This window comes from Oceaniglobus trochenteri (assembly GCF_020529025.1).
In the GTDB taxonomy this organism is placed as follows: Bacteria; Pseudomonadota; Alphaproteobacteria; order Rhodobacterales; family Rhodobacteraceae; genus Oceaniglobus; species Oceaniglobus trochenteri.
In genome coordinates this window covers 47,288-68,776 of record NZ_JACNMM010000008.1, presented here as the reverse complement: position 1 = coordinate 68,776, position 21,489 = coordinate 47,288, and the positions used below count along the sequence as shown (strand labels likewise).

The following is a 21,489-nucleotide window of genomic DNA, read 5'->3' as shown; positions in this document are numbered from 1 at the left end:
TCCCCCGTTCAATCCTGCGCGCAGGGCGCGATGGCACCGGGGCGATCCGCAATGCCCGCCGCCGTCAGGACGAAGGGCGTCTTGCCATCGAGGTTCAGCGCGATGTGGCGGCTTTGCCCCGCCACATCCCCCGACAGGAAGCGCGGAAACTGACCGCGGAAATCATTGCCCGCCATCACCACCTGCCCGGCCGTGGCCGTCGCCAACCCCGAGCGGTTGCCCTGAAGCACGTTGCCCTCAAGAAAGGTGCGCGCGCCCGGCACCTGTGCCGAAATCCACAGCCCGGCACTGCGGTTGGACAACACGCGGTTGTCGCGCACCAGGCTGCCTTCGCTGCTGCGCACCTCGATCCCCTTCTGGCTGTTGTCCAGAACGATGTTCGACAGGATGCTGGCGCAGTCCGATTTATCGACGGTCAGGCCGCCGCCGGTGCGGTGCCACACGATATTCCGCGCGATGAAGGGGCGGTGGCTGGCGCTGCGCACCACGATGCCCGAGCGTGCCCCCCCCATCACCACGTTGCCCTCGATCACCGCATCGACCGACCCTTCGACCACCTGAAGGGCGTTGAACTCGGCATCGCCGGCAAAGATGTTCGACAGGATGCGCGCCCGCGCGCTGCCCGCAACGATCATCCCGGGGCCGCGCGCCCCCTCGATCCGGTTGCCCGAGATCGTCACGCCGCTGGCCGCGCTGATCACCACCGAGGCGTTGCGCAGAAACAGGCTATCGCGGATGAACGAGGCATTGCGCGCGATCATCAGCGTGTTGCGCATGACCGAAAAGCCGCCAAAGGTGCGCGACAGCCCGAACCCCAGGTCGACAAAGCGGCTGTCGGCAATGTGAAAGCTGCCGCTGCCCGTCACGGTGACGAAGGGGGCAAAGCGCGGTTCGTGCGGGTTTTCACCGCCCACGGCGCTTACCTCGGCGCCGGTCATCTGCAGGTGGCCGAAGTTCATCAGGAAGGCGCCGTCGGCCCGGCTGAGCCGCAGGATCTGCCCTGGCGACAGGATCAGCGCGCCCTCGCCCCAGATCACCAGCGGCACCCGCAGCGTCAGGCCCCCGGCCGCGTCCGTCGCCGGTTGCAACCCGTGTTCGGCCAGCATCGCGGCAACATCGGCAAGGGTCGCGTCACCCTTCTGGATCACCAGCGCGCGCATCTCCCCCACCGGACCCTGAGCGGCCAGAACGGCACCGGTATCGGTTGCACCCACAACCTGGCTGAGCATGGTCATGGCAAGGCGCATGTCCAGCGGCTGCGCGGTGACCTTCGCGGGCGAGGTGACGGGCCCGGGCAAGGCGGGCATGCGGGCCTGCGGGGTCAGCCGGTCGGCCAGCCCCGCCTCGTGCAGCAGGGCGGGGGCCGATGCCGCGCGCCGCGCCGGATCGTCCAGCAGGGCCGCCAGCGCCGCGACCCCGTCGCGCACTACTTTTCCCTCGGGGCGGTCGGGGGCGGCTTGGGCAAGGCCGACCCAGCACAGGCAGCAGATCAGCCCGGGCAGAAGGCGGCGCAGCAGGGTGCCAAGGGCGTCAGGCACTGCGGGCATCGGGCGCGGCACCTTCCCCTGTCGCCTGCCCCGGGGTCTGCGCGGGCTCGGCCCCCGCTGCGCCACCGGGCAAGGCGTTGATGCTGTCGATCAGGCCAAGGGTGGCCGATTGCGTCATGATCACGAACTCGGCCTCGCGATCCGTGGTGTTGACGATGCGGCTGATCGCGCTGGCGTCCAGTTGCGCGCGCCCGCCTTCCTCCAGCGCGGTTCGCGTCGTGCCCGAGGTGATGTCCAGCGCCCCCGCCACCATGGTGATTTCGCGCAGGCCCGCCGGGTCGATCTCGAACCCTGCCCCGGGTTTCAGCGTGACCGACGACAGGTTCAGACCGTTCCTGTCCACAAGCTGCGTGCAGCTGCCCCACTCGGCCGTGCTGGTCCGGTGCTTTTCCGCCTCCGAACGCTGGGCGGCCTTCAGGTGTTCGGCCACCTTCTTGACGTTCTGGCAATGGCCCACCCGGGTGACAAGCAGGGCGTCGGGGGTGTCGATGATGATGACATCCGACAGGCCGACGACCGAAACCAGCCGGGTGTCGCTGCGCACAAGGGAATTGCGGGTCTCGACCGCGATCACGTCGCCCTGCAACACGTTTCCGTCGTGGTTGGGCTGGGAAATGCCGTACATCGCCGACCAGCTTCCCACGTCGCTCCACTGAACGTCCAGCGGGGCAAGCGCGACCCTGGGGGATTTCTCGAAGACCACCTGTTCCGTGGGCAGGCTGGCGGCCTGCTGAAAGTGATCGGGATTCAGAAGAAGACCGCGATCGTTGCTCTTGCCGCTGTCCAGCGCCTGTTGCACCGCGGCCAGGCTTTCGGGGTCGTACCGGCGGTATTCTTCGATAAGAACAGAGGCTGAAAACATGCTGATCCCCGAGGCCCAATAGGCGATTTCGCTTTCCACCAGAAGCCGCGCCTTGCGCAGGGGCGGCTTTTCGACGAAGCGGTGAACCCGGTGCAGGCCGGGGTGTTCGGCAATCGGGCCGCCGTCGGTGATATAGCCAAAGCCGGTTTCCGCATGGCGCGGCTTGATCCCGAAGGTGATGATATGCCCTTCGCGCGCCGCCGCACGCATGGACAGGATGGTTGTGTTCAAATCGCCCTCGATCACGTGATCGGCCGGCACCACCAGCATGATCGCCCCGGGATCGCGGGCCTGAAGGACAAGGGCGGCGGCCAGAACGGCGGGGCCGGTGTTGCGCCCCATCGGTTCGAAGATCAGCTCGGCCTCGCAGCCGATCTGGGCCAGTTGCCCGGCAACGGTGTTGCGGTGGCGCACCGACGACACGATGACCGGAGCTTCGAACCCGGCGCCCCGGTGCCGCTGCACCGCCGTCTGGAAGAACGTGAACGAGGCTTCGCCGCCGATGCGCTGAAACTGCTTGGGGCTTTCGGTGCGCGACATCGGCCAAAGCCGCGTCCCGTTTCCACCGCAGATGATGAGAGGATGAATCCCCGTCATGGTCGAACCCCTTCCTCTCGCTTTCAGATCACGCCGCCGAACAGCGATCTGGCCAGCCGCACCCGCGCCGGTTTGCCCACGTCCCCGACGCTCAGCGCGCCCTCTTCGGCCAGAAGCACCACGGGCATGTAAAGATCGCCCCGCTGTGCGGCCGCGTTGGTGGCCGAAGTCTGGACAACCTGCACCGGCACCGTGCGCCCGTCGCTGAGATCGAGATAGACCCGTTCACCGTTCATCGCCTTGGTCAGCCCCTCGACGCTCATCTGGGTTTGCACCCTGACGGCAGCACTATCATCGAAGATTGTCAGAATTGGGTCTGAAGGAAGAACAGTGGCGCCTTCGAAGATGCCGTCCTCGAAGGCGATTTCGCAGTCGCAGGGCAGCATGAAGTTCAACGTGTCGCCGGTGTTGGCGCTGATGGCATAGACCACCTCGCCCGCCTTGGCGGCGGGGTTGAACACGGTGATCTGCCCGGCGCTGGTGGCGCGCATCTCATCGCCGCTGCGCGCGATGAACACCGGGCGCGGTTCATAGGACGTGGTATAGCGTTGCCAGATCGACCCGGCCGCCAGCACGATCAGAAGAACCGAAAGCACCACCGCCCCGATCCGCCGGATGCTGCGCGCGCCCACCTCGCTTGCGCCCAGGTCGCTTTTGGTGATCTTCGGTTTCGCCGGCCCCGTATAGCTGAGCATCGCACCAAGCGAGACGAAATCGCCCGCGATGAAGCTGTTCAGGATATAGCGCAGCTGCGGCAGATGGGCGCCGGTCGGGTCGGTGAACTGCACCACCGCCTCGTCTTCGGACACCTGGGCGACGCGCACCTCGGGAAAAAGGTCGATGGTGAAACCCTCGAAGTTGAACTCAAGCTTGGCGACCTGGCGATCCCCCACCCGCAGATAGCCGCGCCCCAGCGGCACCGAGAGATAGGCCGCGGTCAGCGACAGCCCCGAACCCGCGAACTTGCCCTCGCCGATGCGTGCCGTGAATGGAACGGGCAGCACCGGGTGTTCCTTGTCGAACAGGAATTCGGACGGAATCGGCGCCGCGGCGTCGGTTGGAATATCGGAATGATCGTTCATTGCCGGTCTCCGGAAATTGCGAAGTCAAACATCAGACTTTGGTCAGATAAAGGATCGCCAGCGTCAGCCAGACGAGCGCGAGAACATGATGGACCGCGGATTCGCGCGCGCGGATGCGCTGCCCGGTGGTCAGGGCCGCCCGTCCGCCCGCGCCCTGGCGGGTCCACTTCTGCTTGTCGAGGCGGTAGAAGACAAAGGTCTTCACCGCGGCGCCGACCACCTGTGAAAAATACAGGATCGGCGGGTGGGTGATCGGAAACCAGGTTCCGCGAAACAGCGATATGATGATGCAGAACACATAGCGCGTCGTCATCACCCAAGCGAGGTAGAGCGGAATGACCGACACGTCATGCAACATCGCCGCCAGCAGAACCGTGATCGGGCCGACAAGGGTTGTCCACATCGACACCCGCTGATCCAGCACCGACCACCAGGTGAACAGCCCGATCTTGCGGGGGCTTTCACGCAAGGCGCGGCCATTGGTGCGCATCATGTTGCCGAACCAGCGCGTCATCAGAACCTGGGAAGACCCGAGGAAGGTGGGGCGGGGCTGCGTCTCCATCGACCAGGACCGCACGTCGGGCAGATACAGCATCTGATACCCGCTTTTCAGCAGCCAGAACCATGTCGACTTGTCGTCGCCGGTCAGGAACTTCACCCGGCCCAGCCGCCAGTGATCGAGGAAATCGTCACGCACCTGGTCGATGAAATCGGGATCGGTGGCAAGGCTGGCGCGAAACACCGACATGCGGCCCGTCAGCGTCAGAACCCGCCGCGACAGCCCCATGGAGCACATCATGACCTGGCGCTGGTTGAAACGCATGATGAACCAGTCGCGAAACAGGTTCTTCTTCTCGATCACCACGCCTTCATCGGTGGTCAGCGCGCCCACCTTCGGATCGACGAACCAGGGCGCGGATTGCGCCGCGATGTCGCGCGGCACCATGGTATCGCCATCCACGAACACCAGGATGTCGCGCGTGCTGGGGGCATCGGCGCCGATCACGCGCAGCGTTCGCGCCAGCGCGTCACGCTTGCCGTTGGCGGGAATACGGTCGATCACCAGCTTCACTCCGCCCATGTCCATGGGCATGGTTTCAAACACCGCCCGGATCAGGCGCGCGTCGGCCCCATCCACCACCGACGAAACGATGGTGGCCCCGTCGCGCGCCCGGGCTGCCGCCTCGAACACACTGCGATAGACGGGCACGGTGGTTTCCGGCTCAACCATGTACGAGGTGACAAGGAAATAGGTATGGCTGCGCCGTCCGTCGTTGTGGAAGGCACGGATCGCCCGGGCCTTGCGGCGGGGATAAGCCACCTTGCGGAACCACATCGCACGGGTGAAGTTCAGGGTCGCCCAGCTGTACCGCCAGGCGCCCAGAAAGCCGATGATGAACAGCGACGCCTCGACCCCTTCAAGCGAGCCGAGGTATCCCTTCGGCACCGTCGATGCCAAAAGGATGACCACTGCAAAATAGGCGATATGTGTCAGGATGTTGAACACCGGCTGCGCCTATCCTACCAACAGATTCCCTCGTAGTTCCCGCCCGATACCATCTTGCGGTTCAGGCGGGTCAGATCGAGAACCGGGCGCGACTTGGCCGCCTCTTCCAGCTTCTGCACCGTCTCGCCATAGAAGTTGCCCACCAGAACCGCGCCGCTTTCGTCGATCAGCGCATCCAGGCTTTCGACCATGCGGTCGGCCAGGTCGGGGATCACGTCATTGCCGCGCCCGGCGGTGGAATTGGCGTTGGCATAGGCTTCGAAAACGAAGGGATCGTAGATTTCCACCTGCAGGCCCTTGGCGATCAGCCGGGCGGCCAGTTCGGCCAGGGGGCTTTCGCGCATGTCGTCGGTGCCGGGCTTGAAGCTGATGCCGACAAAGCCGACCTTCTTTGCGCCGCTGGCCAGCACCATCTGCTCGGCCCGCTTGATCTGGCTTTCGTTGGCTTCCAGCACGGCATTCAGGATATGCGCCGGCGTGTCCAGCTCGCTGGCCAGGTGACGCAGCGCCCGCACGTCCTTGGGCAGGCACGACCCCCCAAAGGCAAAGCCCGGGCGCATGAAATACGAGGAAATGTTGACCTTCTTGTCGGAACACAGGATCTCCATCACCGTCTGCCCGTCCAGCCCGCTGGCCTTGGCGATGTTGCCGATCTCGTTCGCGAAGGTCACCTTGACCGCCCGCCAGGTGTTCGAGGTGTATTTCACCATCTCGGCGGTACGCAGATCGACGACGTGGATCTTGCAGCCCAGGCCCTGGTTCAGCTCGGTCAGGATCTGCGTGGTGTAATCGTCAAGCGCGCCAAAGACGATCAGGCCGGGGTCATAGTAATCCTCGATCGCGGTGCTTTCGCGCAGGAACTCGGGGTAATAGCCCACGCCGAACCCTTCGCCCGCCGTCTTGCCGCTGGCCTTTTCCAGCGCCGGAATGCAGGTGCCCTCGCAAGAGCCCGGCACGATGGTGCTTCGGATGACGACCGAATGCTTGCCATCCTTGTTGGCCAGCGCCCGGCCGATGTTTTCACAGACCGCGGTGACATAGCTAAGGCCCACCGAACCATCGGGCGCCGAGGGGGTGCCGACGGCAATGAACGAGGCATCGGAATTGTCGATGGCGTGCTGCACGTCGTCGGTGGCGGTCAGCCGTCCCTCGGCCACGACCTGCGCGATAAGGGCGTCCAGCCCGTTCTCGACAATCGGGGATTTTCCGCTGTTGATCGCTGCAATCTTGCCTGGGTCGACGTCGACCGCGATCACCTCGTGGCCATCCCGTGCCAGACAGGCCGCCGAAACCACGCCCACATACCCAATGCCGAAGACACTGATCCTTGCCATTTCTGCCTCATTTGTTTTTGTTTTCGGGCGCGTTCCGTCGCCGCTTTTGAGGATCGTTGCTAAGCGCAGCGCCTGTATCCGGTAAAGTTTTTCGATTGTTCAGCTGAAAATTGCCAAAAGCGGTTGCAAATGCGCACCAATCGGAAATTCAACCTAAACGTGTATTGCAATCGCAATTCACCCGACATTTCCGCGATCCTTGCTGCGTCGATTCCGCGAACATAGAATGGGCGATGAATTACGTCGGAAAAGCGGAAAGGTGGCAGGGATGATGCATGGCCTCAAACCTCGGATTTCTGTCGCTGCCCTTTTGCTGGCGCTTGCCGGTTGCAGCGGGCTTGGCGTGGCGACAAACAGCCTGCCGCGGGGCCATGACCTGTTGTTCAGTCCCCATGCCCATGCCTTCCGCTTCGTCACCCCGCCCGAGCCCGTTCGCAGAGGAAAGCGCGGCGAAAGATACGAATTGCGCGACGGCGATTGTGGCGGTTCCGATTGCTCAAACCCCAGATATCGCAGCGAAATCATCTCGAAAGAACCGGTCGGGCGGGTCGGGCACGATGCCTGGTACGGCTGGAGCTTTCGCAACGGGACAATCCCGTCGTTCTCGGAACGAAACGCCCTGCGTCTGGTCCTAGGGCAGTGGAAACTGTCGGGCACCGCACCCCCTGCCTTTCGGCTTGTCCAGATCGGCCTGGACGAAGGCAACTGGCAGCGCTGCGATCCGACTGTCTGCCGCCCCACCAACGATCGGCGCGCCGACGTGGTGATACAACTGGTGGATGTATCCCGACACCTGGGCTGGACCCGGCAGCAGAACGACGGGCACATCTGCAGGTTGTTCAGCATGGCCGATGCCCGCAGCCAATGGATGGACATCGTGGTGAACACGAATTTTTCCGCTGGCCCCGACGGTTATCTTCGCGCCTGGGTCAACGACGTGCAGAAGTGCGATTATCGCGGCCCCGTGGTGGCGACTTTTGGCGACGGAGTGGGGGATCGCGCCACTGTCCGGCGCGGCATCTTCGCCAGTTTCACCGAACGCTGGGACGCCAGCGAAGGCGCGCGGCCGAAGCCGACGATGGTTGCCTATTACGACGAATTCTCGGTCGGCACCACGCGCGAGGATGTGGATCTGCGCCTGCGCGAAGGTTCCGGCGCGCCAGCGGTGGATTGACCCAGGGCCTTTGCCCCCTTGGGTCAGACGCCAAGATGCTCTGCCGCGATGTCGTCGCTCAGCGCGGTCATTTTCCCCGTCCAGACACTGCGCCCCCTCTCAAGGATCGTCGCGCGGTCCGCCACGGCCGAAAGTTCGCGCAGGGACTTGTCGATCACCAGGATGGACAGGCCCGTCTCGCCCTTCAACCGGGCGATCGCCGCCCATATCTCGGCCCGGATCAGGGGCGCCAGGCCCTCGGTCGCCTCGTCCAGGATCAGAAGGCGAGGGTTTGTCATCAGCGCGCGGGCCACGGCCAGCATCTGCTGTTCGCCCCCCGAAAGCGAGGCCGCGCGCTGCCCCTTGCGTTCCGCCAACCGGGGGAACAGCGCGCCGATGCGCGCCGCGTTCCAATGGCCCGGACGCGCGGCGGCAAGAAGGTTCTCGGCCACGGTCAGGGGCGCGAAACAGCGCCGCCCTTCGGGCACCAGCCCGATGCCCAGACGCGCGGCCCGGTGCACCGGCAGGCGCAAGAGATCGTGTCCGTCAAAGCGGGCCATGCCCCGCGCCGGAAGCATCCGGCAGATGGCCTTCACCGTGGTGGTCTTGCCCATGCCGTTGCGCCCCATCAGCGCCAGAACCTCGCCCTGCGCCACCTCCAGCGAGACATCGAACAAGGCCTGCGCCGCACCATAGCGGGCCGAAAGCCCCTGTACCGACAAGAGGCTCATGCCGCGTCCCCCAGGTATGCGCGGCGCACCTCGTCGTTGGCGCGCACCTCGTCAACGGTGCCGGTGGCGATGATCCGGCCATAGACAAGCACCGATATCCGGTCGGCCAGGGCAAAGACGGCATCCATGTCGTGTTCCACCAACAGGATCGGCGCTTCGCCACGCAGACCGTCCAGCAGCGCGGTCAGTTCGCGCGAGCCCTGCCCACCAAGCCCCGCCATCGGTTCGTCCATGACAAAGGCCCGCGGCCGCAGCGTAAGGGCGATGGCCACCTCAAGCTGGCGGCGCTGACCGTGCGAAAGGTCGGCCACCCGCATGTCGGCCGCGCCGCCCAGCCCGACGCGGTCCAGCGCCGCCTCGGCGCGGGTGCGGATTTCACCGCGTGCCATGGCGCTGCCCCACAGCGACAACCGGCCCGCCGCCCCCAGGGCCCCAAGCAGGGCGTTCTGCAAGACCGTGTCCTGCATCGCCAGGGCCGAAACCTGGAAGGTGCGCCCCAGCCCCGCGCGCGCCCGCTGGGCCGCCGAAAGCCCGGTGATGTCATCACCGTTCAGCATGATCTGCCCGGCATCGGGCGTCAGCCAGCCGGCGATCTGCTGGATCAGCGTCGATTTCCCGGCCCCGTTCGGCCCGATCAGGGCGTGGATTTCCCCCGCCCGCAGATCAAGCGTGACATCACGGCTCGCCTCAAGCGCGCCGAAACGCTTGCTGATTCCGACGACGTTCAGCACAGGATCACTCATGCCCGCCCCGCCCTGCGACCAACCCGATCAGGCCGCCCCGTGCGAAAAGGACAACCCCCAGCAGCAGCGCGCCAAGGTAGATGTGCCAGTAGTCCGACAACCCTCCCAACCAATGTTCCAGCGTGATGAACACCACCGCGCCGACAACCGGACCGAACAGGCGCGCCACCCCGCCCAGGATGACGAAAACCATGATCTCTCCGCTTGTCTGCCAACTGAACATCACCGGGCTGACGAAACGGTTAAGATCCGCGAACAATGCGCCAGCCAGCCCCGTGATTGCCCCCGAAACGGTAAAGGCCACCAGACGCAGGCGGAAAGGCGCGATGCCCACGGTTTCGACCCGCGCCGGCGATTGCCGCGCGGCGTTCAGCGCCAACCCAAAGGGTGAACGCGCGATCTGCCAATGCGCGGCCAGCGCAATTAACAGAACGGTAAGACAAAGCCCGTAGAACGGGGCAGGCGCCAGCGTGTTCAGCCCCGGAAACCCGTTGCGCACATAAATCGAAAGCCCGTCCTCCCCCCCGTAGGCGGGCCAGGAAATGGCGAAATAGTACAGCATCTGCCCAAAGGCGAGCGTGATCATGATGAAATAGACACCCGACGTGCGCAGGCTGAGCGCGCCAATCGCCAGGGCCGCAAGGGCCGCGGCCAACATGGCCACGATCCAGATCACCGGCATGGATTTCGTGCCCTCGATCAGGAAGGGCCACTCCATGATCGGCGCATAGGCCTGGGCATGGCTGGCAAGGATGCCCATGGCATAGCCGCCGATCCCGAAGAATGCCGCATGGCCAAGGCTGACCAGCCCGCCAAGGCCCAAGGCGATGTTCAGCCCGACCCCCGCCAGCGCCAGAATCACCGCCCGCGTGGCCAGCGTGATGAGGAAGGGTTCATCCATCCACAGCGCCCAGAGGGGGAAGGCGACAAGGCCCGCAACCACGGCAGCATTCAACCAGCGTTCGTTCATCCCCTTGCCCCGAACAGCCCCGATGGCCGCCAGATCAGCACCGCCGCCATCAGGATATAGATCGACATCGACGCCACCGCCGCCCCGGCCGAGGCTGCGGCGCTGCTGTCCATGACCGTCTGGAAGGCCAGCGGCAGAAGAAGGCGGCCCAGCGTATCGGTCAGCCCGACAAGAATCGCCCCGATCAGCGCCCCCTTGATCGACCCGATACCGCCGATCACGATCACCACGAAGGCAAGGATCAGCACAGGTTCGCCCATGCCCACCTGCACCGATTGGATCGCCCCGACCAGCGCACCGGCCAGCCCCGCAAGACCCGCCCCCAAAGCGAAGACCACGGTGTAAAGGCGGGAAATATCGACACCCAGCGCCGCGATCATCTCGCGATCGGCGGCGCCTGCGCGGATGCGCACGCCAAGCCGGGTGCGCGAGATGAGAAGGTAAAGCGCCAGCGCCACCGCCAGCCCGACACCGATCAGGGACAGGCGATAGGCCGGGTAAAGGATGCCGCCCGGCAGCATCACCGGCCCCGAAAGCCAGGGCGGAATGTCGAGGTAGAGCGGAAACGACCCGAAGGCCCAGCGGGTGCCCTCGGAGAAAATGAGGATCAACGCGAAGGTGGCCAGCACCTGATCAAGGTGGTCACGGTCGTACAGCCGCCGGATCACCAGCATTTCCACCAGCGCCCCCGCCCCCGCCGCGGCCGCAAGGGCCGCGACAAGCGCCAGCAGGAACGAACCGGTCGCCCCTGCCACCACCGCCGCCACGAAGGCGCCCAGCATGTACAGCGACCCATGGGCCAGGTTGATCAGCCCCATCACCCCGAAGACCAGAGTCAGCCCCGCCGCCATCAGGAACAGCATCACCCCGAACTGAAGCCCGTTCAGGGCCTGTTCGGCCAGCAGCAGCAACGACATATCGGCACGTCCCGTTCAGGTGGCCCGGCAGGCGCGCCGGGCCAGATCAATCACATCTTGCATTCGGCGGCGTAGGCATCGCCGTGATCTTCCAGCGCGGTGGCGATGATGCGGTTGGTGAAGACCTCGCCCTCCTTGATGACCTCGCGCACATAGATGTCCTGGATCGGGTGATTGTTGGTGTTGAAGCGGAAATCGCCGCGGGTGCTGGCGAAATCGGCCTCTTTCAGGGCGGCGCGGAAGGCATCGGCATCCGTCACCTCGGCCTTTTCCAGCGCCGACAACAGCAGGTTCGCCGTGTCGAACCCCTGCGAGGCATAAAGCGAGGGCAGACGCCCGTATTCCACCACGAAGGTTTCGACGAAATCGGCATTGGCCGGGTTGTCCAGGTCCTTGCTCCACTGGCTGGTGTTCTTCACCCCCAGCGCGGCCGAGCCCACGGCCTGCAGGATGCCCTGATCGAAGCTGAACGCCGGGCCGACGACCGGCAGGTCGACGCCGCTGTCGGCATATTGCTTGAGAAAGGAAATCCCCATGCCACCGGGCAGGAAGAAGAACACCGAATCCGCCCCGCTGGCGCGGATCTGGGCAATCTCGGCGGCATAGTCGGTCTGGCCCAGCTTGGTGTAAAGCTCGCCTGCCAGTTCGCCCTTGTACTGCCGCTTGTAACCGGTCAGGGCGTCCTGCCCGGCCGGATAGTTCGGGGCGAGGATGAAGCTGTTCTTCAGCCCGGCCGAGTTGGCATAGGCGCCCGCCGCCTCGTGCAGGTTGTCGTTCTGCCAGGCGACGTTGAAATAGTTCGGATTGCACCCCTTGCCCGCCAGCGCCGAAGGCCCGGCATTGGGCGAAAGATAGAATTTGCCCTGCGCCACGGCGCCCGGAACCACGGCCATGGCCAGGTTCGACCAGATGATGCCGGTCAGCACGTCCACCTTTTCGCTCTGGATCATCTTGTCGGCCAGTTGCACGGCGACATCGGGCTTCTGCTGATCGTCCTCGATCACCAGTTCCACGTCGGTGTTGCCCGATTGCTTGAGCGCCAGAAGGAAACCGTCGCGCACGTCGATGCCAAGGCCCGCACCCCCGCCCGAAAGCGTGGTGATCATGCCCACCTTGACCGGTTCGGCCCAAGCGGCGCCCGAGGTTGCCGCCAATCCCATGGCCAGCGCGAGTGTTTTCAGTGTCATTCCGGTTCTCTCCCTTTCCGTTCCCGAAGCCACGGCCCGGCTTTTGCCATCCGGTGCCCCCGTTCCGTCTTAGCCCAAGTCGCCCCGGGGCAGAAGGCGGTTTTGCAAGAGCTTGCCAACCGCCCCCAGCGCGCGCCATCCTGTCGCTGTGGCGCAAGCAGAGGAGCCGAGGATGAGCGACCGCCCGAACGACGCCCCCCGGCTTCTGTCCGGCGGCAACCCGCAGATCCCCAAGGGCGATGGCGACGCGCCGGTGCAAGCCTATATCGCGGCAATGCCCGGCTGGAAGCAGGATGTGGGGCGACGGCTGGATCGCCTGATCGTCGATGTGGTGCCAGATGTGCAAAAGGCGGTGAAATGGAACACGCCCTTTTATGGCAGGACCGGGGATGGCTGGTTCATGGCGTTCCACTGTTTCGCCAGATACGTCAAGGTCACCTTCTTTCGCGGCGCGGCGCTTGATCCGGTGCCGCCCGTCGCCTCGAAATCGGGCGACACGCGCTATTTCCACATCCACGAGGGCGATTGGGGCGATGACGGCGGATTCGACCTTGATCGTCTGCGCGGATGGATCGGACAGGCCGCGCAGCTGCCGGGCGAAACGCTCTGACGGCACGCTCTGGCGCAGGGCGGAAATATCTGTTGAAATGCCGCAAACCCACAGCGGCAGGGAATCCCACGCATGACTCAGAAGATCGCCCTGGTCGGCATCGGCAAGATCGCCAAGGACCAGCACGTCCCCTCCATCAACGCCAGCCCCGACTGGACACTGGCCGCCACGGTCAGCCGTTCGGGCACTGTCGATGGCGTTCCGGCCTTCACCGATCTGGATGAAATGCTGGCCCAGCGGGACGATGTGCGCGTGATCTCGCTGTGCCTGCCGCCGGTGCCGCGCTTTGACTATGCCCGCAAGGCCATTCTGGCCGGTCGGCACGTGATGCTGGAAAAGCCCCCGGGCGCCACCCTGGCCGAGGTTCACGCGCTTTCGGCGCTGGCGGCGCAGCAGGGGGTAACCCTGTTTGCCACCTGGCACAGCCGCATGGCGGCGGGCGTGGAACAGGCGCGCGCCTGGCTTGCCGGCAAGACCATTGCCAAGGCCCACATCACCTGGAAGGAAGACGTGAAGAAGTGGCACCCGGGGCAGGAGTGGGTGTTCGAACCCGGCGGCATGGGCGTCTTCGATCCGGGCAGCAACGCCCTTTCCATCCTTACCCACATCCTGCCCCGCCCGGTGCATGTGACGGCGGCGACGCTGGAATACCCCCAAGGCCGCCAGACCCCGATTGCCGCGCAGGTGCAGTTCAGCGACAACGTCAGCGGCGATTTCGACTGGCGTCAGACGGGCCCGCAAACCTGGGACATCGCGCTGGAAACCGAGGCGGGGACGCTGGTTCTGTCCGATGGCGGCGCGACGCTGACCATTGACGGCGCCACGCAGGACGTGGGCGAAAACCGCGAATACCCCGCGCTTTACGAACGGATGACGCGGCTTGTCGCCGACGGCGAAAGCGATGTCGATCTGTCGCCCATGGTGCATATCGCCGACGCGCTGACCCTGGGGCGCCGGGTGGATTGCGCGCCGTTCAGCTTCTGAAAGGGCCGGAAATGTCGATCAGCGCAAGGCTTGTGGATGATTTCGTCGCCAACGGGGTCGAGTTCATCACCACCGTTCCCTGCAAGCAGCTTGCAGGCGTCATAGACGAGATCGAGACGCGCGATGCCCTCATGCATGTGCCCGCCAACAAGGAGGACGAGGGCATGGGCCTTTGCGCCGGCGCCTACATGGGGGGCAAGCGGGCGGCGATCATCATGCAGAACACGGCGCTGGGGGTCACGGTGAACACGCTGGCCACCCTGATCCAGTATTACCGCCTGCCCCTGCCGATGCTGATTTCCTATCGCGGAGAGCTGCGCGAGCCTGTCGCCTGTCAGGTGGAAATGGCGGTGCATACCAAGGCGATCCTGGCGCAGATGAACATCCCCACCTACCATTTCCACAAGCCTTCGGACGCGGATGAGTTCGACGCGATCCTGAAATATACCTTCATGTGCAACAAGCCGGTCGCCGTGCTGACCGATGCCAGCTTCTGGGGAGGTTACGGCGAATGATCCGTTCGGAAATCCTGCGCGAGATCGCTCCGGTCCTGCGTGACCGGCTGGTGGTCTGCAACATCGGCATTCCCAGCCAGGAACTGCACGCCATCGACGACCAGCCCAGCAATTTCTACATGCTGGGCACCATGGGCCTTGCCTCATCCATCGGGCTGGGCCTGGCGCTGGCACAGCCCAAGCCGGTGATCGCCATCGACGGCGACGGTTCGGTCCTGACCAACCTTGCCACCCTGGCCACCATCGCCAACAACGTGGCCGATAATTTCATCCTGCTGATCATCGACAACGGCAGCTATGGCTCGACCGGCGACCAGCCCACCTATGCCGGGCGCAAGACATCGCTTGCCGCCGTGGCGGCGGCCTGCGGCTGTTACAACGTGGTGGAATGCCACGGCCATGAAACCCGCGACGCGTTGCGGGATGCGCTGGACAGCGGCCAGATGACCGTGATCGTCTGCAAATGCGACAGCGGCAACGCGAAGATGCCCGTCATCACCATGGACCCGGTGGTGATCCGCGACAGGTTCATGAAATCGGTCAGCGGCTGACGATACGGTAAAGCCGTAGGTCACCGGCACAATCGGGCGTGGCATCGGCCAGCGCCGGATCGTCCAGCGCCCGGTCGGCAATAACGAAATCGGCACCAAGACGCGCCGCCGCGGCATAATCGGGCGCCACGTCGCGCGCCCGGTCGCCAAAAGCGTAAACCCGGTTGCCCCAGTCGTCGTAATAGGCGCGCAGGTCGGCATCTGCCGCCAGCTTGGCCGCGATCACCGGGCGGAAGGCCTGCCGATAGGCCAGCGGATAAAGGTTGTGATACCCCTCAAGCGCGGCAATGTCGTTGGCCGGGGCGATCATCGGGTCCGGCCCCATGGACAGAACCCGCGCATCCCCGATCACCGTCTTCAGGCAGGCATATTCCGGCGCGCGGTAATACCCGGCGACGGTTGCCGCGTGAAACAGGGCGTCACGGCTCAGGTCGATGCCACCAATGGCACGGGGGCCGAACAGGGCGGCGTAATCGCCCGATGCCTTCACCTCGCGCAGGACCTCGCGGGCGGTGGGCGGCAACAGCGGCTTCAGCGTGTAGGGCGACAGGCCAATGCCCGCCAGAACGAACATCGCAAGGCTGATCCCCAGCGGCCAGCGCAACCAGCGCGCCCCCACCACCGCCGCCAGCGTCAGACAGGCCAGCGGGGCATAAAGCCCGATCCGGTCGAACTGCACGCTGCCCAGCGGGCCGACCATCAGCGCGTCATAGGCCGGCTGAAACGCCCCCAGCGCCGCGCCCCCCGCGATCAGCGCCAGCACCGGCCAGGCCCGCGCCCGCGCCGCCCACAGCCCGGCACCGATCACGAAGGCGGTGTAAAGCGCGGGAACGACCGTGGCGTGGTACTGGCTGCTCATGAAGAACAGATCGCCCAGAGTCGATTGGATGAACTGGCCAACCATGCCCTCGGGCTCGGGGGCGGGCCAGGTCGAACGGTGGCTGGGCGGCCCGAAGGCCAGGTTGTAGAGCACCCCGACCGATCCCAGCGCCGCCCCCGCGTAAAGCACGCCGTGCAGCAGGATGAACCGCCCCCAGCGCACCCCGCAGCCCAGCACCAGCAGGCACACAAGCGTGCCCACCGGCAGGAACAGCGAATGCAGCGCCAGCGCCGAATTCAGCCCGATCAGGAACACCGCAACGGCCGCCCAGCCGCCGAAGGCCTTGTCGCGCCCGGCAAGCCAGACCACCCAGGGCGCCGCCGCCAGCCCAAGGCCGAACGACGTGAAGGACAGCCCGAAGGCATAGACCAGCGGGATCAGCGTATCGCCCTGCCCCGGCACCAGATCGCGGATCAGCCGCCGCATCCCGAAGAACGCGAGGGACAGAAAGAACGCCTCGGTCAGGGCATAGGCGGGCTGGGGTGGGAGCGCGGCGTAAATCAGGCTGATCGGCTGGAACGACCGCATGAAGTACGTCCAATCCACCGCGCCGTTCAGGAAAACGTCGAAGGCCTGCGCATCCCCCGCCAGGAACCGCCCGATGACGATGGAATAGACGACATCGCCGTCCAGGTTGTCATGGGCCGAGGCATAGATACCCCCCAGAACCGCAAGCGGCACCAGGTATTTCACCGCCAGAAGTGCGGCAAACCAAAGCCGGCCTCGATCCATCGCCCGTTTTCCCCTATGCCCGCCCCGGCCATGATTGTATGGGGGCCACGTCGGGCAGATGAATAGGGCGTCGGTTTGGATGTTTCAATGCGCGTGAACACGCAGGGATTGGTCGGCCAGGTGCTGCGCTTTGGCGTTGTCGGGGTGGCGAACACCGTGATGGGTGTCGGCGCGACCATGGCGGCGTTTCACCTGCTGGGCTGGGGGCCGCTGCCCGCGAACGGCGCCGGATATGCCGCCGGTTTCGTGTTCAGCTATGTGATGCACCGGTTCTTCACCTTTCGCAGCGCCGCCCCCGCCGCCCGGTCTCTGCCGCGCTACGCGATGGTTCTGGGCACCGGATACCTGGCGAACCTGGTCGTGCTCTATGCTCTGCTGGGGCTTGAGGTGGCCTTCCTCTGGGCGCAGATCGCCGCGATGGTAACCTTCAGCGCGCTGGTCTTTGCCGGATCGCGCGCCTTTGCCTTCAGCGACGCGAGGTAGCGCCATGTGCGGCATCACCGGCGTGATCGGGGCCGATTGCCCGCCCGAAACCCTTGCCGCCATGATCGCGGCCATCGCCCACCGCGGCCCCGACGGCACCGGCACATTCCGCGCCCCCGAACGCCGCGTCGCCCTGGGCCATGCCCGCCTGTCGGTGATCGACATCGCCACCGGGGCGCAACCGATGTGGAACGCGCAGGCCACCGTGGGCGTCGTCTTCAACGGCGAAATCTACAACCACGCCGAGTTGCGTTCGCAGCTTGAGGCGAAGGGCCATCGTTTCGCCAGCGATCATTCCGACACCGAGGTGCTGATTCACGGCTGGGCCGAATGGGGCGAGGCGCTGCCCACCTATCTGAACGGCATGTTCGCCTTTGCCATAACCGACCTGGCGGCGGGCAAGGTGTTTCTCGCGCGCGACCGGTTCGGGGAAAAGCCCCTGTACCTGGCCGATCTGCCCGGCGGTTTCGCCTTCGGTAGCGAAGTTGCCGCCCTGCTGGCCCACCCCGGCGTCGGCGATGCGCCCTGCGATACCGGGCTGGCGAAATACCTGGCGCATGGGTTCATCCCCGCGCCCTTCACCCATCTTGCCGGGGTGAAGAAGCTGCCCGCCGGATGCCAGATGACGTTCGATCTGGCCACCGGCCAGCGCCAGCAATCGCAGTACCGCGATTTCACGCTCGCCCCCGTCGATGACCGCCCCGAATCCGACCTGATTGACGAGCTTGACCATCTTCTGGTGCAGGCCACGCGCCGCCGCCTCATGGCCGATGTGCCGCTGGGGATGTTCCTGTCGGGGGGGCTCGATTCCTCCTTGATCCTGTCCTGTCTCGGGCGGGCGGGTGCGGGGGCGGTGGAAAGCTTCACCATCGGGTTCAACGAACCCAGCTTTGACGAAAGCGCCTTTGCCGAACAGGCGGCCCGCCATCTGGGCGCGTCCCACAGGCTTGAGGTGTTTTCGGTGGACGACGCCCGCGATCTGATCGAACCGGTGCTGCGTGGCATGTCCGAACCGCTGTCCGATGCGTCGATCCTGCCCACATGGCAATTGTCGCGCTTCGTGCGCCGCCACGTCACGGTGGCGCTTTCGGGCGATGGTGGCGACGAATTGTTCGCCGGATACGCGCCCTTCCGCGCGCTGGCCACCGCGCGCCGGTTGAACAGGCTGCCCGGCGCGCTGATCGGTGCCATGGCCCGCGCCACGGGGCGCCTGCCTGCCTCGGCCCGCTACATGAGCCTGGATTTCAAGGCACGGCGGTTCCTTCTGGGCCAGATGCAGCCCATGGCCTGCCGCACCCCCGCCTGGATGGCCCCCCTGCAACCGGACGAGATTTCACGCCTCACCGGGCGCGAATGGCGGGCCGAGGATCTTTATTCCGAGGCGATCAGCGCCTGGAACGCCCGCCCCGACCTCAGCGATGAAGAACGCATGGTCGATTATTTCACCCGCTTCTACCTGCCCGACGACATCCTGATGAAGACCGACCGCGCCGCCATGGCGCACGGGCTGGAAAGCCGGGCGGTGTTTCTGGACAACGACCTTGCCGATTTCGCCGAACGCCTACCCATGCGGTTCAAGATGCGCGGCGGGGTGCAGAAATACCTGCTGAAGAAGGTCGCCGAACGCCACCTGCCCCGCGACCTTGTGCATCGCAGCAAGAAGGGGTTCGGCATTCCGGTGGCGCGCTGGCTGCGCGACACGCCCAAGGTGGTGCCGGATGCGCCCATCGGCAGGCTGGACCCGGCGCTGGCGCAGGAGTACTTCGCCGCCCATCGCGCCGGAAAGGCGGATCACCGGCTGTTCCTGTTCGCCTGGCTGGCGCTGCAATACAGCTATTCGCGCGGCGGCGTGACCCGCGAGACGACATAGGATTTGCGATCCTGGCTTTCGAAATAGGTGCGCACCAGAACCTCGGCCAGAAGCCCCATCAAAAGCCCCATGATGCCGACAAGGAAGGTCATGCTGACCAGCACCGGCAGCGGCGTGAGGATCATCGACACGCCCCAGCCGATCTTCAGCGCCAGCATCCAGATGAAACAGAACAGGCTGACCACAAGCGACACCAGCCCGAAGCCGCCGAAAATATACATCGGCCGGGCAAAGAACCGCGACAGGAAGCTGACCACCATCAGGTCCAGGATCACCTTGAAGATGCGTTCCAGCCCGTATTTCGACGCGCCGAACTGGCGGGCGTGGTGGGTCACGGGAATCTCCGTCACCTTCGCCCCGATCTGCGCGGCGTAGATGGGGATGAAGCGGTGCATTTCGCCGTAAAGGCGCGCGCCGGTCAGAACCTCGCGCCGATAGGCCTTGAGCGTGCAGCCGTAGTCGTGCAGATGCACGCCCGTCACCTTTGAAATCAGGCGGTTGGCCACCCGGCTGACCATGTTGCGCCGGATCGCGGCATCCTTACGCGACTTGCGCCAGCCGCTGACCACGTCGAACCCTTCGTCCAGCTTGTCCAGAAGCGCGCCGATATCGGCCGGATCGTTCTGCATGTCCGAATCCAGCGTGACGATCACCGCGCCGCGCGAATGGTCGATCCCGGCCATCAGCGCCGCCGTCTGGCCAAAGTTGCGCCGGAAGGTCACGACCGTCAGTTCCGGGATGCGGGCGGCCAGAGCCTCAAGAATGGCGCTGCTGTCGTCGCTGCTCCCGTCGTCCACCGCGATCACCTCGAAGGATTTTCCAAGGGCGTGCAGGCAGGGCAGCAGATGGTCGAAGAACGGCGCGAGGCTGTCCTGTTCGTTGAAGACCGGGGTGACGATGGACAGGTCGGGGGCGGTCATCGCGGGCCTTTCGCGCAGGTTAAGACCGGCCCCTTTTAGCGGCGCGGGCCGTGAAAGCAACGGCTCAGGTCAGCCGTTCGATGGCCATGGCCGTCGCCTCGCCCCCGCCGATGCAGATCGCGGCGACCCCGCGCTTCAGTTCGTGACGTTGCAGCGCCGCCAGAAGCGTGACCAGAATGCGCGCCCCCGAGGCGCCGATGGGATGGCCAAGCGCACAGGCGCCGCCGTGCACGTTCACCTTGTCGTGGGGCAGGTCCAGATCGCGCATGGCCGCCAGCGCAACCACGGCGAAAGCCTCGTTCAGCTCGAACAGGTCCACATCGCCGGGCGCCCAGCCGGTCTTTTGCTGCAAAAGGCGCAGGGCACCGATGGGGGCGGTGGGGAAAAGGGTGGGCTTGTCGGCAAAGGTGGTGTGGCCGCGAAGTGCCGCCAGCGGGGTCAGCCCGCGCCGTTCCGCCTCGGAAAGCCGCATCAGCATCAGCGCGGCGGCGCCGTCGGAGATGCTGCTGGAATTGGCGGCCGTCACCGTGCCGCCCGCGCGGAAGGCCGGGCGCAGGTGCGGTATCTTGTCGATCCGCGCCTTGCCGGGCTGTTCGTCGGTGGCGACGGTGGTGTCGCCCCGGCGGCCCGTCACCGTCACCGGCGTCACCTCGGCGTCGAAGGCGCCGCTTTCGATGGCCTGCTGCGCGCGGGTCAGCGATGCGATGGCGAAATCGTCCTGCGCCTCGCGGGTGAAACCATAGGCCTCGGCGCAATCCTCGGCGAAGGTGCCCATCAGGCGGCCCCCGCCCTTTTCGTCGCGCTCATAGGCATCTTCCAGCCCGTCAAGGAACATGTGGTCGATGACCCGGTCGTGCCCCATGCGCAGCCCCTCGCGCGCCCGCTCCATCAGGTAGGGGGCGCGCGACATGGCCTCCATCCCGCCGGCCACGGCCACATCGGCGCTGCCCGCGATCAGCAGGTCATGGGCCAGCATCGCCGCCTTCATGCCCGAACCGCACATCTTGTTCACCGTCGTCGCCCCCGAGGCCAGCGACAGCCCGGCCCCCAGCGCGGCCTGACGGGCGGGGGCCTGCCCCTGCCCCGCAGGCAGCACGCACCCGAAGAGCGTTTCGCCCACCGTCTCGGGTGCAATCCCGCTGCGTGCCACGGCGGCGCGGATCGCGGCGGCACCCAGATCGGCGGCACGGGCGTCTTTCAGGTCACCGAGAAAGCCGCCCATGGGGGTGCGGGCCATCCCGGTGATGACGATCGGATCGGCGTTGGACATGGCGCACCTCTTGCGGTTGGTCGCCCCCATGCTAGCCGCCCGGC

Annotated in this window: 20 protein-coding genes; 7 read left to right on the top strand and 13 right to left on the bottom strand. The window is 65.6% G+C overall.

The genetic code is table 11. From position 1 onward, the window contains the following. Positions 1–8: 8 nt before the first annotated feature. Genes H7828_RS14360 through H7828_RS14340 form a run of 5 tightly spaced genes read right to left on the bottom strand, consistent with a single transcriptional unit; the run spans position 9 to position 6,929 of the window. Complete coding sequence (locus tag H7828_RS14360; protein WP_226781749.1) at positions 9–1,547, bottom strand: right-handed parallel beta-helix repeat-containing protein; 1,539 nt, start codon at positions 1,545–1,547, stop codon at positions 9–11. After that, complete coding sequence (locus H7828_RS14355; RefSeq protein ID WP_226781748.1) at positions 1,531–3,006, bottom strand: mannose-1-phosphate guanylyltransferase; 1,476 nt, start codon at positions 3,004–3,006, stop codon at positions 1,531–1,533. The genes H7828_RS14360 and H7828_RS14355 overlap by 17 nt, the downstream gene beginning before the upstream one ends. A gap of 23 nt (positions 3,007–3,029) precedes the next feature. Beyond that, complete coding sequence (locus H7828_RS14350; RefSeq protein WP_226781747.1) at positions 3,030–4,088, bottom strand: hypothetical protein; 1,059 nt, start codon at positions 4,086–4,088, stop codon at positions 3,030–3,032. 31 nt (positions 4,089–4,119) lie between these two features. Next, positions 4,120–5,595, bottom strand: coding sequence for a glycosyltransferase (locus tag H7828_RS14345; RefSeq protein ID WP_226781746.1), 1,476 nt, complete (start codon positions 5,593–5,595; stop codon positions 4,120–4,122). Positions 5,596–5,609: 14 nt separating this feature from the next. Next, positions 5,610–6,929: a nucleotide sugar dehydrogenase gene (locus H7828_RS14340; protein ID WP_226781745.1), complete on the bottom strand. Its 1,320-nt coding sequence runs from the start codon at positions 6,927–6,929 to the stop codon at positions 5,610–5,612. A 268-nt stretch (positions 6,930–7,197) separates the two neighbouring features. Here H7828_RS14340 and H7828_RS14335 point away from each other — a divergent pair, with 268 nt between their 5' ends. Next, positions 7,198–8,103, top strand: a complete 906-nt coding sequence (locus H7828_RS14335) for a heparin lyase I family protein (RefSeq protein ID WP_226781744.1) — start codon at positions 7,198–7,200, stop codon at positions 8,101–8,103. Between the two features lie 23 nt (positions 8,104–8,126). Here the strand turns inward: H7828_RS14335 and H7828_RS14330 are convergent, their stop codons facing one another. Genes H7828_RS14330 through H7828_RS14310 form a run of 5 tightly spaced genes read right to left on the bottom strand, consistent with a single transcriptional unit; the run spans position 8,127 to position 12,630 of the window. Beyond that, on the bottom strand, positions 8,127–8,813 hold the full coding sequence (locus tag H7828_RS14330; protein ID WP_226781743.1) for an ABC transporter ATP-binding protein: 687 nt from the start codon (positions 8,811–8,813) through the stop codon (positions 8,127–8,129). After that, positions 8,810–9,556: an ABC transporter ATP-binding protein gene (locus tag H7828_RS14325; RefSeq protein WP_226781742.1), complete on the bottom strand. Its 747-nt coding sequence runs from the start codon at positions 9,554–9,556 to the stop codon at positions 8,810–8,812. Before H7828_RS14325 ends, H7828_RS14330 begins: the two co-directional genes overlap by 4 nt. Beyond that, the gene (locus H7828_RS14320) at positions 9,549–10,526 is read right to left on the bottom strand and encodes a branched-chain amino acid ABC transporter permease (protein ID WP_226781741.1); all 978 of its coding nucleotides are present in this window, start codon (positions 10,524–10,526) and stop codon (positions 9,549–9,551) included. Before H7828_RS14320 ends, H7828_RS14325 begins: the two co-directional genes overlap by 8 nt. Next, complete coding sequence (locus H7828_RS14315; RefSeq protein WP_226781740.1) at positions 10,523–11,443, bottom strand: branched-chain amino acid ABC transporter permease; 921 nt, start codon at positions 11,441–11,443, stop codon at positions 10,523–10,525. Before H7828_RS14315 ends, H7828_RS14320 begins: the two co-directional genes overlap by 4 nt. Before the next feature lie 50 nt (positions 11,444–11,493). Then, complete coding sequence (locus tag H7828_RS14310) at positions 11,494–12,630, bottom strand: ABC transporter substrate-binding protein (protein ID WP_226781739.1); 1,137 nt, start codon at positions 12,628–12,630, stop codon at positions 11,494–11,496. Between the two features lie 172 nt (positions 12,631–12,802). Here H7828_RS14310 and H7828_RS14305 point away from each other — a divergent pair, with 172 nt between their 5' ends. From H7828_RS14305 to comE, 4 genes are all read left to right on the top strand, one after another. Next, positions 12,803–13,240 (top strand): DUF1801 domain-containing protein, encoded by a 438-nt coding sequence (locus tag H7828_RS14305; RefSeq protein WP_226781738.1) that lies wholly within the window; start codon positions 12,803–12,805, stop codon positions 13,238–13,240. 72 nt (positions 13,241–13,312) lie between these two features. Further along, positions 13,313–14,224 carry a Gfo/Idh/MocA family protein gene (locus H7828_RS14300; protein ID WP_226781737.1) on the top strand — a complete coding sequence of 304 codons (912 nt, stop codon included), beginning with the start codon at positions 13,313–13,315 and terminating at the stop codon, positions 14,222–14,224. Positions 14,225–14,235: 11 nt separating this feature from the next. Continuing rightward, complete coding sequence (gene comD, locus H7828_RS14295) at positions 14,236–14,739, top strand: sulfopyruvate decarboxylase subunit alpha (protein WP_226781736.1); 504 nt, start codon at positions 14,236–14,238, stop codon at positions 14,737–14,739. Continuing rightward, positions 14,736–15,290: a sulfopyruvate decarboxylase subunit beta gene (comE, locus tag H7828_RS14290; protein ID WP_226781735.1), complete on the top strand. Its 555-nt coding sequence runs from the start codon at positions 14,736–14,738 to the stop codon at positions 15,288–15,290. Before comD ends, comE begins: the two co-directional genes overlap by 4 nt. Here comE and H7828_RS14285 read toward each other — a convergent pair. Next, positions 15,280–16,902, bottom strand: coding sequence for a DUF6044 family protein (locus tag H7828_RS14285; RefSeq protein ID WP_226781734.1), 1,623 nt, complete (start codon positions 16,900–16,902; stop codon positions 15,280–15,282). The two genes, comE and H7828_RS14285, sit on opposite strands and share 11 nt — an antisense overlap. Positions 16,903–16,989: 87 nt before the next feature. Here H7828_RS14285 and H7828_RS14280 point away from each other — a divergent pair, with 87 nt between their 5' ends. Together H7828_RS14280 and asnB are read left to right on the top strand one after the other, a co-directional pair. After that, complete coding sequence (locus H7828_RS14280) at positions 16,990–17,385, top strand: GtrA family protein (RefSeq protein ID WP_226781733.1); 396 nt, start codon at positions 16,990–16,992, stop codon at positions 17,383–17,385. Between the two features lie 4 nt (positions 17,386–17,389). Then, the gene (asnB, locus tag H7828_RS14275; RefSeq protein WP_226781732.1) at positions 17,390–19,255 is read left to right on the top strand and encodes an asparagine synthase (glutamine-hydrolyzing); all 1,866 of its coding nucleotides are present in this window, start codon (positions 17,390–17,392) and stop codon (positions 19,253–19,255) included. On the opposite strand, the gene H7828_RS14270 is transcribed toward asnB, so the two are convergent. Together H7828_RS14270 and H7828_RS14265 are read right to left on the bottom strand one after the other, a co-directional pair. Then, positions 19,219–20,175, bottom strand: coding sequence for a glycosyltransferase family 2 protein (locus H7828_RS14270; RefSeq protein WP_226781731.1), 957 nt, complete (start codon positions 20,173–20,175; stop codon positions 19,219–19,221). The two genes, asnB and H7828_RS14270, sit on opposite strands and share 37 nt — an antisense overlap. A gap of 64 nt (positions 20,176–20,239) precedes the next feature. Further along, complete coding sequence (locus H7828_RS14265; protein ID WP_226781730.1) at positions 20,240–21,445, bottom strand: acetyl-CoA C-acyltransferase; 1,206 nt, start codon at positions 21,443–21,445, stop codon at positions 20,240–20,242. Positions 21,446–21,489: the final 44 nt, after the last annotated feature.